Below are 17749 nucleotides of genomic sequence, written 5' to 3' on the forward strand. Positions count from 1 at the left end.
TATCATTAATCATATCGTAGAACATTATTTTATTGATAACTTCTTTAAGATAAAACATTACATAAAGGGGATAGACATAATGAGTTATAGTATTGGTATCGATTATGGCACAGCATCTGGACGTGTTATTTTAGTAGATACTTCAGATGGAAAAATTATTTCTAGTTATGAAGAAATATACCAACATGGGACAATTGCTGAAGAATTAGGTGGAGAAACTTTACCTCATAATTACTTCTTACAACATGCTGGCGATTATCACAATGTTTTAGAAAATGGTGTTAAACATGTATTAGAAGAAAGTCAAATTAATAAAGATGAAGTAATCGGAATTGGCGTCGACTTCACAAGTTGTACTATTGTCTTTTTAGATGAAAACTTCAAACCTTTACATATGAATGAAGATTTAAAAAATCACCCTCATGCTTATGTTAAATTATGGAAACATCACGGTGCCCAAGATGAAGCAACACAAATGGTCGAAGCTAATGAAAAAGCAAATCAAAATTGGTTAGACTATTATGGTCACAGTGTTAATAGTGAATGGATGATACCTAAAATTCTTGAGGTAAAACATAAAGCACCTGAATTATTAGAACGTGCTCATTATATTATGGAAGCCGGAGACTATATGACAAGCTTGCTTGTTAATCAAAATATCCGATCAAATTGTGGTATAGGATTTAAAGGATTTTACGATGAAGTCAATGGATTTAATTACGATTTCTTTGAAACTGTAGATTCAGAATTACCTCAAATTGTAAAAGATAAATGTGAAGCACCGGTTATTCAAATTGGAGATAGTGCAGGTTCATTATCAGAATACTACCAAAATTTATGGGGATTATCTTCAAATGTTCAAATATCACCTTATATGATTGATGCACATTCTGGCGTATTAGGTGCAGGTGCCATTGAAAAAGGAGAATTCACTCCAGTCATTGGTACAAGTACTTGTCACTTAATGTTAGACCCTAAACAAGAACCCATTCCATCAATTACAGGTTCAGTTAAAGATGCTATTATACCTGGATTATATGCATATGAAGCTGGGCAAGCTGCTGTAGGAGACTTGTTTAGTTACTCTGAACGCATGGCTCCACATGAAATTGTTGAAGCCGCGAAGAACAAAGATATGGATGTATTACAATACTTAGAAACACTAGCAGAGCAAATCCCTGTTGAAGAACAACATGTAGTCGTGCTAGATTGGCATAATGGTAATAGAAGTATTTTAAGCGATAGCCATTTAACTGGTAGCGTCTTTGGTTTAACATTACAAACACCATTCGAAATGGTACACCGTGCTTATTTAGAATCAACTGCATTTGGAACTAAAATGATCATGAAACAATTCGAAGATAATGACATTCCAGTTCATACAGTATATGCGTCAGGTGGTATACCTAAAAAAAGTAAATTACTCGTAGATATTTATGCCAATGTATTAAATAAAAAAGTAGTTGTATTAGAGTCCTCTAATGCTACTGCTCTAGGTGCTGCTATGTTAGGAGCTAACGTCGGCGGTGCTTACGAAACATTACGAGATACTGTACAACATATGAAACAACCAGTTTATTATGAAAAACAACCAGATCCTGAAAAAGTAAAACATTACGAAAAATTATTTAATAAATACCGACAACTTCATGATTTATTAGGTAGAGAACATGCTGAACTATCTTATATTCATGAAACTGAATAAGCAACTTTAAAAACAGCTATCCTTGCCTTTGTTTATCAACATGGCAAGAATAGCTGTTTTTAATTTTTAATACTTTTATATTTAAATGTAATGACTAATGAAATAATAACAATGAACAGGATTGAAATATAACTAGATATTGGCCAATGCCCCATTATTACTTCAATAACTATATCAACAATACTGACTACCATTAAAGCAATTAATTGCCAAATTGTATTACTCGCATATGCATTAACAATTCTACGTCTCTCATATTCATCACTGAAGTTATAATTAGGCAACATATTTAAAGAACGTTCTTGTGTATTAATCTTTTCTTTTGCTGAAACTGTCGGTGTATCAGATATTTGAATACGACTGTCTTTCATCAATATCATCATTATAATTGGAATAAGCAATCCTAAACTAGACCAACTATTAACCATCCCCTCACTGCTTACCACTAAAGGGATAATTACATTATTAATGACGATTAAATAAATCATGAGCACTATAAAAAATATAATGTGTTTCTTTCTGGCTTTACGATTTAAATAGTTTTTCTCATTTTTATTATTTACGTAAATTATTGTAGTATCCGTTGTTTCTTTATTTAAAGATAGTTTACAGACTGTCACGATTAATATAAGTAAACTACCTATCAAATATGGAGACAAATATTCACGTTGAATATCAAACATTGCTTGGAAATAAAATATACAGGCAATTACAAATATAGATATCGCACTCGTTTTTGCTAAATGATTTTTGAATAAATTATTTTTGAATTCATCTTTAAATTCTAATTTATTAAAAATAACTATTCATCTTCCCAAAATAAGTCGTTTAGTGTGACTGACAATGTTTTAGCTATATTTATACATAATTTTAATGACGGATTATATTTATCATTTTCAATCATATTAATTGTTTGTCTGGAAACCCCTATTCGTCTTGCTAGTTCTAATTGCGACATCTTTTGATGTGCTCGATATTGTTTCACTCTATTCAACGCATTCATCCGCTTCTTTCGATAAGTATTATCTTAATTTTACTAAATCATTTATCTATAAGTCAAATATATACGACATTAACTAGAATAAATGATGATTTCTTATATAAAAAGCTAAGGTCTCACTATGACCCTAGCTTTACATTACTATTTTAAATTTCATTATTATCATAATTATGTTTCTTATTTGCTTTATCTACTGGATTATAATTATTATCACTTATCATTTCAGACCCTTCATATTTTGGACTTGGTCCATAAATATTTGTTTCTCTCTGACTGTTTAAACAACAAATAACAATATTATAAATACCAAAAATCCAAGAGATGATTGTAATTAACCAATAGATTAGTAATAACCAACCATTTTCTGAATGTCCAGTTGCATTGACAACCCAATTAAATATATTTAAAAATACTGCAATACCAAATCCGATCATAGGTATCCACATTGTGCGTGAAGTATCATGGAATCGACGGGCTAATATAGCTAAATTCGGAATAATTGTCACTAGTGAGTAAATGGCTAAATATAACACGGATATCACTAGACTAAAGACACCAATACTAAGTGCAGTCGTACTTTGACCTGAAGAGATACCTATAGTCAGCCCTATTGCACCAATAATCAATAAAATAATACCAGGACACATAAATATTAAATGCCATAATTGCATAAACCAATATTCACTACGTCTTGATCTACCTTTAAAATTAAAATAATTTGACCAATATAATTTAAATGATGCTTTAAAACCAACTTTCTCTCTCATCTTAGCTGCTCCTTTCAAATCATCAATTCAATTTATTTTATTACTCATATCAATTTTGATACATTAATTAAGTAATAATATTGTTAATACGGTCATTGTATCAAATAGATAGACCTAAAAAAATATAAATCAAATATTTTTTAAGAATTTCCAAAATAAATTATAAAAACAAATATTTTTATAGAGGAGTTCCATTATGGATTTTAAAGAACGTAATACAACAGATATTGCAAAATCATTATTAGGAGTCCGTGTCATTTATCAGGATAATCATCAAACTTATAGCGGTTATATTGTCGAAACTGAGGCTTATTTAGGTTTTGAAGATCGCGCAGCTCATGGCTTTGGTGGTAAACAAACACCTAAAGTTACTTCATTATATAAGACTGGTGGAACAATTTATGCACATGTCATGCATACACATTTATTAATTAACTTTGTTACTAAAGATAGTGGTGTTCCTGAAGGTGTGCTTATTCGCGCAGTAGAACCAGAAGACGGGATTGAAGCTATGAGAATCAATAGAGGCAAAGATGGATTTGAATTGACTAATGGACCAGGAAAATGGACGAAAGCATTTAATATTCCGCGTGCCATTGATGGATCTACTATCAATCAATGTCGCCTATCAATTGACATAAAAAATCGGAAACATCCTAAATCGATAGTTGAAAGTGGTCGTATTGGTATTCCAAATAAAGGAGAATGGACAAATAAACCACTTCGCTATACAGTCAAAGGTAATCCATATGTATCTCGCATGAAAAAATCAGATTTTCAAAACCCTGATGATACATGGAAATAAAGGAGAGGATAGCACTAAAAATAGTGCCATCCTCTCTTTTAATCAATTTTATTTTACCGTAATATCTCCAGAATCATTAGATAAATTGACTTTGTTGTCTCCTTTACCTATTTGATGTTGTTTTAATTCTTTATCATATATATTCGTATCTCCAGAATCGTTTAAGGCAGTAAATGATGTGTTTTTGGCTTTGTTTTTATAATTTATATGAATATCTCCACTATCATTTGATACATTTAATGGTTGATCAGGAATACTTTGTTTCATTTCTATATCTCCTGAATCATTTTTTATTTTACCTTTTGTGAAATGAATGTGTTTCATTAAAATATCACCCGAATCATTATTGACTTTCAAATCACCTAATTTACTATCTGTCAAAGTGATATCTCCAGAATCAACATTGATATACGTTTTCTTACTAACAACATTATCAACTTTGATATCCCCCGCGTCATCTTTTATTGTTAGTTCATTCATTTCTTTTGGTAAGGTAATAATAATTTTATTAGTGAACATAGTGCCTATTCTAAAATTGATATTAGATTGATTATGTTGGTCATTAATATGCCATGTTTCTTTTTCGACTTTACTATCTACTTTATCGTCTGAACTACCAATTGATTTTATCGAAAATGTCTTACCATGCTTTATTTCAACATCACTATTCTCAACATCCAATTGAATAGATTTTATATTGTCTTTATATTCTTTATTTAATTGCGTTTCATGATGTGCTGAAGATAACTTCTTACCTTGAGAAATAAGACCTATACCAAAACCAATGCTCAATATTAAACCAATTATAAAAAGTGTGATGATTAACTTTCTCATGGATGAACACTTCCTTTCACGAATGAGACATTCCATTTAAGATACATTACTGTTAATTTTAAGAACCATTTAATGAGAAGAATAGTAATTGCTAATAACATTAAACTAATACCAAACATTAATCCCGCCATATAAACATCATATAAAATAATTGAATTTGAGCCTTCAGTTGCAAATTTGATAATTAAAAATATAGGTGCACTGAAAAGTATTAATGTAAAAACAATTAATGTGAAAAAAATCATTAAAATGAAGAATGCTGGTACTAATACAATAAAGAAATTAAAAAGTCCTAATCCCATCACTGCTAATATAGCTTTAAATATACTTTTTAAATTAGACTTCTCATCTACCTTTTCGATAGCCATAGTGGCGTTCAATTCTTTAGCAATCATTTTAGGATCTCCTAATTGTTTAGCTATATCTTCTTCAGATTTCCCTTCATTTTTACCACTTATAAAATGAGTTTCATATTCGTTATAAATATCTTGCTTGTCAGTATTATCCATATGCTTTAAATTAGCGACCAATTGCTTTAAATATCTTTCTTTATTCATTTGATTCACTCTCCTCAATAAACGTATTTACAGCATTAGAAAACAACTGCCATTCCTCTTTTAACGTCGCCAATCTTCCTTGGCCCTGTTCTGTAAGACGATAATATTTTCTCGCTGGACCTTCTGTTGATGGCTGATAATACGTAGATAGTTCACCGTTTTTAACTAATCTTCGTAATAATGGATATACAGTTCCTTCAGCAATTTTCATATAACGTGAGATATTTTGAACTAATGAATAACCATATTGATCTTCTCTTTTGATAATGAGCAAGACAATTAGTTCTAACGCACCCTTCTTAAATTGCGTATTCATAGGCATTCCTCCATATTTCATTTTAGGTACTAAACATTACACAGTAGTGATTATCTATAATATAGCACTCACTACTGTACATTGCAAGGTACTAAATAATAAATCCTCAACATAGGATATTCTTTTTTAATAATTTTAATATTATTTCTGATAATATCTATTGAAAATTAATACTTTTATGTATAAATACAAATAATATTTATTCTAAAACTAGATTTAATGGATTTATACGTGTATACTAGGTATAGTGGCTTTTTATAACGCTTACATATTTTAATTGAATAACACTTAAACATAGGTTTTGGAGTAACTTCTAAGGGGGAGTTAAAATGTTAGAATTAGATGCTATTACCACATTATGTTTAGCATGTATTTTATATCTGATTGGTCAAACAATCATAAACCATGTCTCGTTTTTAAGAAGAATTTGTATTCCAGCACCAGTGATTGGTGGCTTAATTTTTGCAATTTTAGTTGCGATTTTAGATTCCTTTAATATAGTTAAAATTAAATTAGACTCATCATTTATACAAAATTTCTTTATGTTAGCCTTTTTCACAACAATTGGATTAGGAGCATCATTGAAATTATTTAAAGTTGGTGGAAAGGTCATGTTATTATACTTTATGTTTTGTGGTATTATGGCTTTCTGTCAAAACGTCATTGGTGTTTCCTTAGCTAAAGTATTAAATATCAAACCATTATTAGGTTTAACAGCAGGGTCTATGTCAATGGAGGGTGGTCACGGTAATGCCGCTGCCTATGGTAAAACAATTCAAGATATGGGCATTGATTCCGCTGTAACTGCTGCTCTTGCTGCCGCAACATTAGGCTTAGTATTTGGCGGTTTAATTGGCGGACCTGTAGTTAAATTTTTAATCAAACGTTATAACCTCAAACCTGAACATAGTGATGATTCATTTAAAAACTATGGTGAAGTTGAATATAATCAAGCACTTCACGAAAAATATAAACCAACACAAATTTTCTTTATACAGTTTACAATTCTTGTATTCTGTATGGCACTCGGTACATACATAGGAAATACGTTTACTGATTTAACAAATGTTAATATACCAATGTATGTAGGCTCAATGTTCGTCGCTGTTTTTGTGCGTAACATTTCTGAAGCATTTGGCTTTAACATTGTTGATTTAAAAATTAACGAAGAAATCGGTGATATCTCATTAGGTATCTTCCTATCTCTCGCGTTAATGAGTATTCAATTAACTGAAATCTACTCATTAGCATTACCATTAATTATCATAGTTCTTGTGCAAGTTGTATTCATGATCTTGTTCTCTATCTTCATTTTATTCAGAGGCTTAGGCAAAGACTATGATGCTGCAGTAATGGTTGGTGGCTTTATTGGTCATGGGTTAGGTGCAACACCTAATGCAATGGCTAATTTAGATGTCATTACTAAAAAATACGGTAACTCACCAAAAGCTTATTTAGTTGTTCCTATTGTCGGTGCATTCTTAATCGACTTAATAGGCGTGATTATTGTTATGGGCTTTATACAATTTTTCCAATAATTAAAAAACAGTACACATGATGGAACTAAGACATAAAGTGTTTTTGCTTATGTCCTGACAGTTTCTCATGTGTACTGTTTTATTTTTGAATTTATTTTGGCAACTATAGTTAGGCCAATTATCCTCTATGAATATCTAAACCTCTTTGGTCTATCCACGATAATAAATCTTGGCTAAATATCATATCTTTATGAGTTAATTCATCAATATTTTTAGCGTCTAACATAGTCATTATTTTCTTCATATGATCTAAAAATGACTCTACATATTCAATCGTTTGCGTAATACCTGATTGTTCAACTTGATTTAAAAATGGTCGTGACATTCCAACTGCTTTAGCACCTAATGCTAAGCATTTCACTGCGTCTAATGGTGTACGTAAACCACCACTTGCAAAGACATTAAGCTTATCTTGATAATCGGTACTTTCTAATAGAGATTCAACTGTTGATTGTCCCCAATTTGATAAATAATCCATATCTTTATTTAAACGTCTCTCATTTTCAATATCAACAAAGTTTGTACCACCACGCCCGCTTACGTCAACATAAGCTACTCCAACGTTAAGCAGTGATTTGTACGTTTCTTTACTCATACCAAATCCTACTTCTTTTACAATCACTGGAACATCAACTGCTTTAACAATAGCTTCGATATTTTCCATCCAATTGGCAAATTCACGATTACCTTCTGGCATAACTAGTTCTTGTGGTGAATTAACATGTATTTGTAATGCTTGCGCATCTAATAATTCAACGGCTTTTACGGCTTTATCTACAGGCACATCAGCACCCACATTACTGAATATAATACCATCTGGATTAGTTTCTCTTACAATAGTGAATGACTCCGCCATTTTGGGATTTCGTAAAGCAGCATGTGTTGAACCAACCGCCATTGCTAATCCTGTTTCTCTTGCAACAATCGCAAGTTTTTCATTAATTTGTTTCGTCCATTCACTACCACCCGTCATTGCATTGATATAAACAGGATACTTTAAGTCAAAATGTGATGTACGAGTAGTTAAATCAACATCATCTACATCTATATTAGGAATTGAATGATGTACAAACCTTACTTTGTCAAAATCTGACAATGCAGCATCTTGTTGTGCCATCGCGATTTCAACATGTTCATTTTTTCTCTGTTCTCTTTGAAAATCACTCATTGCTATACCGCCCTTTCCAACTCATTCTTATTTTAAAATGCACAATTTAAAACCATTTCTTTTTTTTGAAAAAAATTATTAACACAATAGTGATGATTAACATAATAATTAAGCAAACAAAATAGCTATAATGCCATTTAAGTTCAGGCATATATTCAAAGTTCATTCCGTATATACCTGCAATAAAGGTAAGTGGAGAAAATATAACTGAAACTAATGTTAAAATTTGCATAATATTATTCATTCTAAATGATGTATAAGATTCATAGTTTTCTCTAATTTCATTCGTCATTTCTTGAGAAGTCTTAATGACGTTACTTTGTTTAATTAAGTGGTCATCTATATGTTGTATATACATTGAATGCTTATTATCTTTAATTAAATTACCTTCAGTTTTAATCGTATCAACTAACTCTTGCATTGGAAATAAAACACGTTTGATTTTAATTAAGTCAGAACGTAATTTAAATACGTTGTCCATTACATCTTTACTAAAGCGATCATCAACATGTCTATCCTCAAATGTATATACCTTATCTTCAATATCGTAAACAAAATTAAAGTATTTATCTACCATACTATCTAATATAAGAATAACAATATCTGCACAATCTAGTTCTGGATCATGGTGTTGTTCATTTACTTTAGCCACTCTTTTAAGCGATTCAAAACTTTGATGATGGTATGTGACTAATAATTTATCCCCTAAAAATACATTTAACGCTATTGCAGAATAATTGCGTACTAATATACTATGAAGAACTAAATATTGATAATCATCATACGATTTATATTTTGCTCGAGGAATACCATTAATGGCATCATCTATTTCTAAATCATTAAAGTTAAAATGATTTCTTAAAAATTCATTTTCTTGTGGTGTTGCGTCCTCAAAATCGTACCAAACAATTGTTGCTTCACTAGGAATATCTTCAATCCGATTCACCCTTTTTAAAGGTTCGGTAGATGTTTGGTATCGAATAGTCATTGTCATCTCCATTTACCCCCTGTTAAGCAGTTCTTCATTATTTTATCATGAATTGAATTACGTGTATGTCTTAATTTAATTTAGTAAAATAATTAGCAAGCACACAAAAAAGGAGTAGTTGTCATGTCTCAAACATTTAAGGTAAGTAAAACGGTGACTGAAGATTTTATCGATCATAATAATCATATGCATGATGCATATTATAATATCATTTTTAGTGATGTGATTGATGATTTTAATTATAGTCATGGTTTATCATTAGAAGAACGTGAACAATATAAATACACTACATTTACAATTGAAGAACACACTACATTTTTATCTGAATTAACATTAAATGAGCATTATGATGTTGAGTTATATATTTATGATTATGATTACAAACGTGTTCACTTTTTCTTAAGAATGGTCCGTAATGATGGTAATGTTGCAGCTACAAATGAAGTAATGATGATGGGCATTGATCAAAAACAACGACGCTCAGCTGCCTTTCCAGAAGACTATTACAAACAAATGCAACACTATGCTGACCAACAACAGCAAACAATTGAATGGCCAGACCAATTAGGCCATCGAATTGGTATCCCTCACAAGGAGGATAAATAATGAACGATTCTATTCGCTATACAGTACAAAGTGAATTATTAGATTTATTCGATGATGTTAAATATGCGCTTAGTGACTTAAACGAACAAAAAGCTTTAACGATAAATGGTCCAGCTTCAAAATTATTTAAACGTGCAACACGAATGAGTTACACTCAAGGTCAAAAACAAGCTATTGATGAAATAAATCAACTTCTTGAAAAATATGATGATGACAATCAATTTCTCGAACACTATAATCAACTTGCGAATCGTGTACGAAATGATAATATTGAAAAAGTCTTTTCATTTAGTAATTTAACCGACATACCAAGTCATTTTGAGGGCACAATTGCTGACTTATATTTTTCAAAAGGACAAAACTTTATTATTAAACATATTAATTCTATTATGGAATAATATAAAAAGGACGTTTAGCTAAATATCAACTGCTAAACGCCCTTTTCTTTATTTATACATGCTATTTATTTAAAGCTTTGGTAATTTGTTTAACAACTTTATGTGATTCACGAATCGGATAAAGTGGAAAATCATGAACCATTCTTGGATATTCATAAAATTCAATATCTTGTCCAACTGATTCCAATGTATCCTTAAATAAATGCATATCTGGATTAATAATTTCTCTACCTCCACCAAACATAAACACTGGTGGTAATCCTTCAATCTTGCCATATATTGGTGATACACGTGAATTGGTAAGTGGCAATTCATCTGCCCAACGTTTCATAATTTCATTCACACCAAATCTGCTCACTAATATATCTTTGTCTAATAGGTCATCAGTTATATCTTTGTTTGATAATGTCGCATCTAATAATGGTGAAATTAAATATAATTGACGTGGTACTTGTTCATTTTGTTCGATCAAGCTTTGCACTAAGTTTAATGCTAACCCACCACCAGAGCCATCTCCCATGACAATAATATGTTCTGCACCCACTTCAGATACTAATTGATCATAAACATCTTTAACAGCTTTTTGTGTATCATTGATATGATAATCAGGTGCTTTAGGATAAATAGGAAATACAACTTCATGTAACGTTGATAATGTCAATTTATCTAAGAATCTCCAATGAAATGGTGATGGTTGTAATGTATTATATCCACCATGAATATACAAAATTTTTCTTTTGGATTCATGTCTAAAATTAAATCTAAAAACTTGCATATCTCCTAGCATAAGTTTATCTAGATTGGCTTTCACATTCAGTGTAGATGGTTGCTTATGTTTTTTCTCATTTTCAATTTGTCTTTTTTCGAAAAATTTATCCACTGCTTCATCATTATCGAAAAATATTGAACGATTGTGTAGAATATATTTGTTTACTACTCTGTTCATTAAACGATTCTTCATAAATAACTAAACCTACCTCTTATCAATTTTTAAAATTAAAAAACAATTTGATTAAAAACCTACATTCGCAACATAAAAAGGGATATAATTTAAAGTATATTTTAATTTAGTCATGAATTTCATTTTATAAATTGTCTAATTTTTTACTGTCTTTGAATAATCATTATTATAACAAAATCAGACTAGAAATGATAAAGAAAGATATGACTATTTCAAGGGAGGCACCTGCATGTCTAATCAACAAAGCAGATTGGAAAACTTTGACGATGCATTTCAAACGCAAGGTTTGCATCGAGGTAAACAATATGGCAAGAAAAAGCGTTCATGGGTAAGCATGATTATTCAATTAATTGTGCTTGTGTTGACTGCAATTACAGGTTATAGCATGTATAAACAACCCATATTCAATATTGTATTTGCCAAACAAACTATTGATTTTCATCAACTTAAAAATTTCCAAGATACTGTTACACAAATTGGAAATATTAATATCAATTTAGGTAATATTGATCAATTACAACAATCAATTGACCGATTATTGATTGTCTTTTACGCCTTTTTCGCATTATGTATTCTTAGTTTAATTTTATCGATTTTAACAATTATTTTTAATCGTAGTGCTTTAAAGGTTGTAAATATGTTGTTTCTTGCCATTATGCTAGTGATAACAATGTACTTTAGCTATATTATTCATACATTAGCTGAGAAAATTTCTGATTCACTTAAACAATATTACTTAACTGTCTCACCAGATCAGGTAGTGGTAGAAGCCGATGCTATTCACAACGCGCTTATTTTATTAGCTTGTAGCATTGGATTACTAATTATTAGTCTATTCTTTAGAAACAGAAAAATCCGTATTAAATAATATATCTTTTAATAATTAAAAGCGTGTCGAAAGATGATCTTGATAAAGATGTCTTTCAACACGCTTTTTGTGTTTTATTTATTCTTTAGTGGCTCTAACTCATTTCATTCGTTCTTTTCGGTTCGCCTTAAACCATTCTGAACTTCGTTCATATATTGGCAGTAGATGTCTGTCTTGAACGTGCGTATTTCATACTTCCTTCAAGTCTAGCCATCCTTGCCGGGGTAGAACGACGAAATGCTTCACATTTCTGTTCTACTCCCATAAGTGGCTCTAACTCTTTTCATTCGTTCTTTTCGGTTCGCCTTAAAACTTTCTGAACTACGTTCATATATTGGCAGTAGATGTCTGTCTTGAACGTGCGTATTTCATACTTCGTTCAAGTCTAGTCATCCTTGCCGGGGTAGAACGACGAAATGCTTCACATTTCTGTTCTACTCCCATAAGTGGCTCTAACTCATTTCATTCGTTCTTTTCGGTTCGCCTTAGCTTCGCTAATGCATAAGTGGCTCTAACTCATTTCATTCGTAAGAGCCACTAAAAAAAAGGGATCGATATCAAAATTGATACCGATCCCTTAAAAATCATGCCCCCACAACACAATTTTTTTAATTAAACTTTATTTAATGTCTATCAACAATTAATCTTCTGCTCTTGATTTTGCAGCTGATGCATCAGCTTTCTTCTTACTTTGTAAGAAGAAACTTAAAATAAGTGCTAATAAACTTATCATAGTTGCAATAACGAATGCATCGTTTATACCTTCAACAGAAGCCAATTTATTTATAAATTGTAATAATACTTTCATTGCACCTTGTTCTCCACCATATTGTTGAGCCAATTCACGCATATGATCTTGAACAACTGGATTTGTTTTATCTAATTCTGTGCCAAATGCGGCAACATGATTAGTTGTTTGTGTTGTCATTACTGTAACAAGAATCGCAGTACCAATAGAACCTGCTAATTGTCTCATAGTATTTACAAATGCATTACCATGAGAAATTAATCGACCTGGTAAAGCGTTCAAGCCTGCAGTCATGATAGGCATCATAATAAATGCCATACCAAATGAACGCAACACATAAATACCCATGATTGAGAAATATGGTGTGTCCATATTTAACTTAGTTAATTCCCAAGTTGCATAAGTCATTATAGCAATACCAAAAATAGCTAATGGTTTAATACCAATAGTATCTAATAACTTACCTGCAACAGGACCAAGTACACCCATTACTAATGCACCCGGAAGCATTAATAGGCCTGAATCTAACGCAGAGAATCCACGTAAATTCTGTAAGTAAATAGGTAATAAAATCATACCACCATATAAACTCATCATAACAATCATATTAATAACTGTTGTTAAAGTATATGTTGGGTATTTCAATACTGTTAAGTTTAACATTGGTGCTTTCATTCTTAATTCTCTAATAACGAATAAGATAATGAATATAACACCAATCACAAACATCGTAACGATTTCAGTTGAACCCCAACCTTTATTACCAGCTTCAGAGAAACCGTATAATAAAGCACCGAAACCAATAGTACTGTAAATAATTCCTGGTACATCGGCTTTAGGGTTTGTGGTTCTTTGATAAAGTCTAAACCAGAAATAACCTACTATGATAGCTACTAATCCTATAAAGAACATACCATAGAACATTATATTCCAATGATAATTTTGAACAATATAACCTGATAACGTTGGGCCAATAGCTGGAGCTAATATCATAGCCACACCCATAATACCCATTGCCGTACCACGTTTTTCTGGTGGGAAGATTGTAACAATAACGTTAGAACCTAAAGGCATTAAAATACCAGCACCAATAGCTTGTAATACACGTCCTACCATCATAATAGGGAAATTCATTGAAATAGCACAAATCAATGATCCTATAGTAAATAGTACAAGACCTATAAGAAATAACTTTCTATAAGAATATTTATTGAATAGAAAAGCACTTATCGGTATTAAAATACCATTTACTAACATAAATCCTGTCATTAACCATTGTCCAGTTGATGCAGAGATATTAAATTCAGTATTAATTTTAGGTAGCGCAACGTTTAATAGAGTTTGGTTTAAAATAGCAATAAACATCCCAAATAACATTGCTGCTAAAATTTTACCTCTAGTGATACCATTACCAAAGATAAAATCACTATGTTGTCTCTTGATTTTTTCATTAACTCTGCCCTCTTCTGAGTCAGGGTTAATTGGATTATGCACTTCTTCGTCTACATCTTCTGTTTCTTCTCTATCAATATTGTTACGAGAAGAATCGTCTGAACGACGTAGTTTCTCTTGGTCATGTGCATTGTTGTTGTCATTTTCAGATTCATTCATTGATTCGAAATGATGTTTTCTTTTATCGTCTTCTATATGATTTGAAGTTGAACCAAAATCATTAGGAGATGTTGTACGTGACTCAGATTGTTTGTCTAAATCACTTGCTTTAAATTTAGATTGATATGATTGACTCTCAGAACCTTTTGTTGAGCGTTGTTCCACTTTTTGGTTTTTAGACTTTTTCTTACTTTTAGAAATAAAGAAATTAATCAAACCAAGAAGTATGAGCGCGATTATAATATAAACAATAATGAAGGTCGCTGTCATTTAATGACCCCCTTAATTTTTATGAATTTTGACTTCAGCGTTCATACCTGGAACAACATTTTTAGATGGTTCAGAATCTAGAGAAATTTTAACTGGTACAACTTGTGATACTTTAGTGTAATTACCATCACTATTTGATGAAGGCATTAATGAGAAGCTATTTGCTGTAGCATCACCAATTTGTTCTACTTTACCACTTACAGTTGCTTTTTGACCGTCGATATCAATATCTACGTCATTTCCTTTTTCAATATCAGCAACATCTTTTTCATCAACGTTGGCAGTAACATATAAATCATCTAAATTATACGCATAAGCGATTGGGTTCCCAGCTTGAGCCATTGAACCTTCCATACCATCTGTTTTTACGATTGTGCCATCTTTAGGCATTTTGATGCTCATTTTTTTAGATTGACCATCTTGACCTTGTCCAACTACTTCAGCTACTTTGTCACCTTTTTTAAGTTTGTCACCTTGTTTTGCATCAAATGATTTGATTTCACCTGCAGTTGGGCTTGCTATTTTCATTTGATCGCCGTCTATTTTGGCGTTATCAGTACTAACATAGCTTGTTGCATTGTTCCAGAAGTAAAAGCCTAATACTCCAATAACAATTAATACTATGATAGTAATGATATTAATTAATACCATTTTCTTCATATATACTTCCTCCTATTTGCTTTTAAAATTCACTTTATCTATTATAGTTACATAGATATAAAAAAAACACCGACACTTTAAAAAAATGTGTCGGTTATATGAACAAAGGTGAATACTAATGAAAAGAAAAGCAAAATATAAAATTATACAAAGTATGATTGATCTAATAGATGAGTACCCCTTTGAAGATATTACTATTAAAATGATATGTGCTTATAGTGGTGTTAATAGATCTACTTTTTATGATAATTATAAAGATAAATATGATTTACTAGAAAAAATCCAAAACTATCATCTCTCTAAATATACTAAATTACTTACAGCTTTATATAATAATTTTGAAAGTGTAAGAGTAGATACAAGCAAATTATATAAATTTTTCTTAATTGTAGCTAAATATATAAAACGAAAAGAATCGTTTTATCGTGCTATTTTCATTACTTATCCAAATAAAGGATTAGCGTTTGATTATTTTCAAGCTACAAAAAAAACATATGAACATGTTATTAATGATTATCCAAATTCAATTCGTAATAAGTCTTTATTTATCACTTACTCAATTGGTGGTGAAGTGGGTGTTATATTTTATTGGCTACGTAATGGCTGCCAAGAATCACCAGAAGAAATTGCTGAAAATTTACTAGCAAACACAGTTAAACTACAGCGATAATTATATTTGGTAAATGATGAAAAACAACCAAAGTGATTGTATTAATCACTTTGGTTGTTTAATTGTTACGATGTATTTTTGAATTAAGTAATTGTAATATAATTAAAATAATAGCCGTTGAACTAATAATCGTTACATAGGGCATTACATTATGCTCGCCCATAACATTAACCAATGAAGACATTACGCCACCTAATAGGAATTGTACTAATCCTAATAAACTAGATGCACTACCTCTACCTCGTGTACTTTCATCCATAGCAATTGAAAAACCTAAACTTGCCACTGCTGTTACAGGAGAAACTAATATAATAAATCCAATCACTAAAATCCAAAAACTCATATGATTTAACAAAGTAAAGATAACTAAAACTACACCAAATATTTGAATAAAGGTCACTATTTTTAATAAGCGTTGTCTATCCACATAGTCTACAAGAAAGCCTACTAACTGACTTGAAATAATTAATGTAATACCTATACCGGCAAACATAATACTGAATTGTAAAGCTGACATGTGATAGATTTTTTGAACTATAAATGGAGAAGCTGAAATATAGGTAAATAACATAATAAAAGAAAAACCTTGAATTGCCATCGGTAGTACAAACTTAGGTGTAAATAATAAATGCTTAAAGTTTTTAAACATTTCTCTAATACCATTACTATCTTTTTCATCTTCTTGTAAAGACTCTGGCACCTTCGTTAATGTACCAATAACCATTAATACACCAAATACAGTTAAAATAATAAATACCATTCTCCATACCGCAAAGCTTAGTATAACGCCACCAATAGCAGGCGCTATAACTGGTGCAACACCATTAACTAACATTAGTAAAGATAAAAATTTAGTTAATTCTTTACCTTTATACATATCACTAGCAATCGCTCTCGAAATAACAGATGCCGCCCCACCAGTAATTCCTTGTATAAAACGCAAAGCTATCATCACTTGTATATTCGTAACGAAGACAATACCTAAACTTGCAATAGTATAAATAAGCATTGATATCCATAACGGTTTCCTTCTACCAATAGAATCTGATATTGGTCCAGCAAATAAATTACCTAATGCTAAACCAATCATAAATAGAGATAATGTTAATTGAGCATTTGAAGTTGTTGTATGAAAGTCATTTTGTATATCTGGCAACCCAGGTAAAAACATATCTATAGATAATGCGCCTATTGCAGTAAGTGCTCCTAAGATGATTACAAATATAAGAGATTGTGATTTTGCTCGTTCTTTACTATTCATTTTTTGAAACCACCTTGT

General features: G+C 31.0%; 19 protein-coding genes. 7 read left to right on the forward strand and 12 right to left on the reverse strand.

The genetic code is table 11. The annotated features are described in order from the left end of the window. The first annotated feature begins 79 nt into the window (after positions 1 to 79). Positions 80 to 1705, forward strand: coding sequence for a ribulokinase (locus GVY01_RS08575; RefSeq protein WP_017636491.1), 1626 nt, complete (start codon positions 80 to 82; stop codon positions 1703 to 1705). 59 nt (positions 1706 to 1764) lie between these two features. On the opposite strand, the gene GVY01_RS08580 is transcribed toward GVY01_RS08575, so the two are convergent. The 3 genes from GVY01_RS08580 to GVY01_RS08590 all read right to left on the reverse strand — a co-directional run bounded on the left by GVY01_RS08580 (position 1765) and on the right by GVY01_RS08590 (position 3472). Further along, positions 1765 to 2388: a hypothetical protein gene (locus GVY01_RS08580; protein WP_124760680.1), complete on the reverse strand. Its 624-nt coding sequence runs from the start codon at positions 2386 to 2388 to the stop codon at positions 1765 to 1767. Between the two features lie 119 nt (positions 2389 to 2507). Then, positions 2508 to 2708: a helix-turn-helix transcriptional regulator gene (locus GVY01_RS08585; RefSeq protein ID WP_017636493.1), complete on the reverse strand. Its 201-nt coding sequence runs from the start codon at positions 2706 to 2708 to the stop codon at positions 2508 to 2510. A gap of 143 nt (positions 2709 to 2851) precedes the next feature. Further along, entirely contained in the window at positions 2852 to 3472 is a 621-nt protein-coding gene (locus GVY01_RS08590; protein WP_017636494.1) for a DUF805 domain-containing protein, read from the reverse strand. 196 nt (positions 3473 to 3668) lie between these two features. Between GVY01_RS08590 and GVY01_RS08595 the strand changes: the two genes are divergently transcribed. Further along, positions 3669 to 4277, forward strand: coding sequence for a DNA-3-methyladenine glycosylase (locus GVY01_RS08595; protein ID WP_017636495.1), 609 nt, complete (start codon positions 3669 to 3671; stop codon positions 4275 to 4277). Positions 4278 to 4325: 48 nt separating this feature from the next. On the opposite strand, the gene GVY01_RS08600 is transcribed toward GVY01_RS08595, so the two are convergent. The 3 genes from GVY01_RS08600 to GVY01_RS08610 are packed head-to-tail and all read right to left on the reverse strand — an operon-like array spanning position 4326 to position 5984. After that, positions 4326 to 5111 (reverse strand): DUF4097 family beta strand repeat-containing protein, encoded by a 786-nt coding sequence (locus GVY01_RS08600; RefSeq protein WP_017636496.1) that lies wholly within the window; start codon positions 5109 to 5111, stop codon positions 4326 to 4328. Then, entirely contained in the window at positions 5108 to 5668 is a 561-nt protein-coding gene (locus GVY01_RS08605; protein WP_017636497.1) for an HAAS signaling domain-containing protein, read from the reverse strand. Before GVY01_RS08605 ends, GVY01_RS08600 begins: the two co-directional genes overlap by 4 nt. Beyond that, positions 5661 to 5984 carry a PadR family transcriptional regulator gene (locus GVY01_RS08610; protein WP_017636498.1) on the reverse strand — a complete coding sequence of 108 codons (324 nt, stop codon included), beginning with the start codon at positions 5982 to 5984 and terminating at the stop codon, positions 5661 to 5663. The genes GVY01_RS08605 and GVY01_RS08610 overlap by 8 nt, the downstream gene beginning before the upstream one ends. Positions 5985 to 6313: 329 nt before the next feature. On the opposite strand from GVY01_RS08610, the gene gltS reads away from it, so the two are divergent. Then, entirely contained in the window at positions 6314 to 7522 is a 1209-nt protein-coding gene (gene gltS / locus GVY01_RS08615) for a sodium/glutamate symporter (protein ID WP_017636499.1), read from the forward strand. A gap of 118 nt (positions 7523 to 7640) precedes the next feature. Here the strand turns inward: gltS and fni are convergent, their stop codons facing one another. Both fni and corA read right to left on the reverse strand, forming a co-directional pair. Further along, positions 7641 to 8690 (reverse strand): type 2 isopentenyl-diphosphate Delta-isomerase, encoded by a 1050-nt coding sequence (fni, locus tag GVY01_RS08620; RefSeq protein WP_017636500.1) that lies wholly within the window; start codon positions 8688 to 8690, stop codon positions 7641 to 7643. 46 nt (positions 8691 to 8736) lie between these two features. Then, on the reverse strand, positions 8737 to 9684 hold the full coding sequence (corA, locus tag GVY01_RS08625; RefSeq protein WP_017636501.1) for a magnesium/cobalt transporter CorA: 948 nt from the start codon (positions 9682 to 9684) through the stop codon (positions 8737 to 8739). Positions 9685 to 9801: 117 nt separating this feature from the next. Between corA and GVY01_RS08630 the strand changes: the two genes are divergently transcribed. Together GVY01_RS08630 and GVY01_RS08635 are read left to right on the forward strand one after the other, a co-directional pair. Continuing rightward, positions 9802 to 10284: a thioesterase family protein gene (locus GVY01_RS08630; protein WP_017636502.1), complete on the forward strand. Its 483-nt coding sequence runs from the start codon at positions 9802 to 9804 to the stop codon at positions 10282 to 10284. Next, positions 10284 to 10682, forward strand: coding sequence for a hypothetical protein (locus GVY01_RS08635; protein WP_017636503.1), 399 nt, complete (start codon positions 10284 to 10286; stop codon positions 10680 to 10682). The genes GVY01_RS08630 and GVY01_RS08635 overlap by 1 nt, the downstream gene beginning before the upstream one ends. A 61-nt stretch (positions 10683 to 10743) precedes the next feature. Here the strand turns inward: GVY01_RS08635 and GVY01_RS08640 are convergent, their stop codons facing one another. Continuing rightward, entirely contained in the window at positions 10744 to 11643 is a 900-nt protein-coding gene (locus GVY01_RS08640; RefSeq protein WP_017636504.1) for an alpha/beta hydrolase fold domain-containing protein, read from the reverse strand. Positions 11644 to 11872: 229 nt separating this feature from the next. Between GVY01_RS08640 and GVY01_RS08645 the strand changes: the two genes are divergently transcribed. Continuing rightward, positions 11873 to 12511, forward strand: coding sequence for a hypothetical protein (locus tag GVY01_RS08645; RefSeq protein ID WP_017636505.1), 639 nt, complete (start codon positions 11873 to 11875; stop codon positions 12509 to 12511). 640 nt (positions 12512 to 13151) lie between these two features. On the opposite strand, the gene GVY01_RS08650 is transcribed toward GVY01_RS08645, so the two are convergent. Together GVY01_RS08650 and GVY01_RS08655 are read right to left on the reverse strand one after the other, a co-directional pair. Further along, on the reverse strand, positions 13152 to 15140 hold the full coding sequence (locus tag GVY01_RS08650; RefSeq protein ID WP_017636506.1) for a DHA2 family efflux MFS transporter permease subunit: 1989 nt from the start codon (positions 15138 to 15140) through the stop codon (positions 13152 to 13154). Positions 15141 to 15152: 12 nt separating this feature from the next. Beyond that, positions 15153 to 15800, reverse strand: coding sequence for an HlyD family efflux transporter periplasmic adaptor subunit (locus GVY01_RS08655; RefSeq protein ID WP_017636507.1), 648 nt, complete (start codon positions 15798 to 15800; stop codon positions 15153 to 15155). A 118-nt stretch (positions 15801 to 15918) separates the two neighbouring features. Between GVY01_RS08655 and GVY01_RS08660 the strand changes: the two genes are divergently transcribed. Continuing rightward, positions 15919 to 16470 carry a TetR/AcrR family transcriptional regulator gene (locus tag GVY01_RS08660; RefSeq protein ID WP_017636508.1) on the forward strand — a complete coding sequence of 184 codons (552 nt, stop codon included), beginning with the start codon at positions 15919 to 15921 and terminating at the stop codon, positions 16468 to 16470. A gap of 58 nt (positions 16471 to 16528) precedes the next feature. Here GVY01_RS08660 and GVY01_RS08665 read toward each other — a convergent pair whose 3' ends face one another. Beyond that, entirely contained in the window at positions 16529 to 17731 is a 1203-nt protein-coding gene (locus GVY01_RS08665) for a multidrug effflux MFS transporter (protein ID WP_017636509.1), read from the reverse strand. Positions 17732 to 17749: the final 18 nt, after the last annotated feature.

The sequence above is a fragment of the Staphylococcus sp. 8AQ genome, from assembly GCF_902506595.1.
Classification (GTDB): domain Bacteria; phylum Bacillota; class Bacilli; order Staphylococcales; family Staphylococcaceae; genus Staphylococcus; species Staphylococcus pasteuri.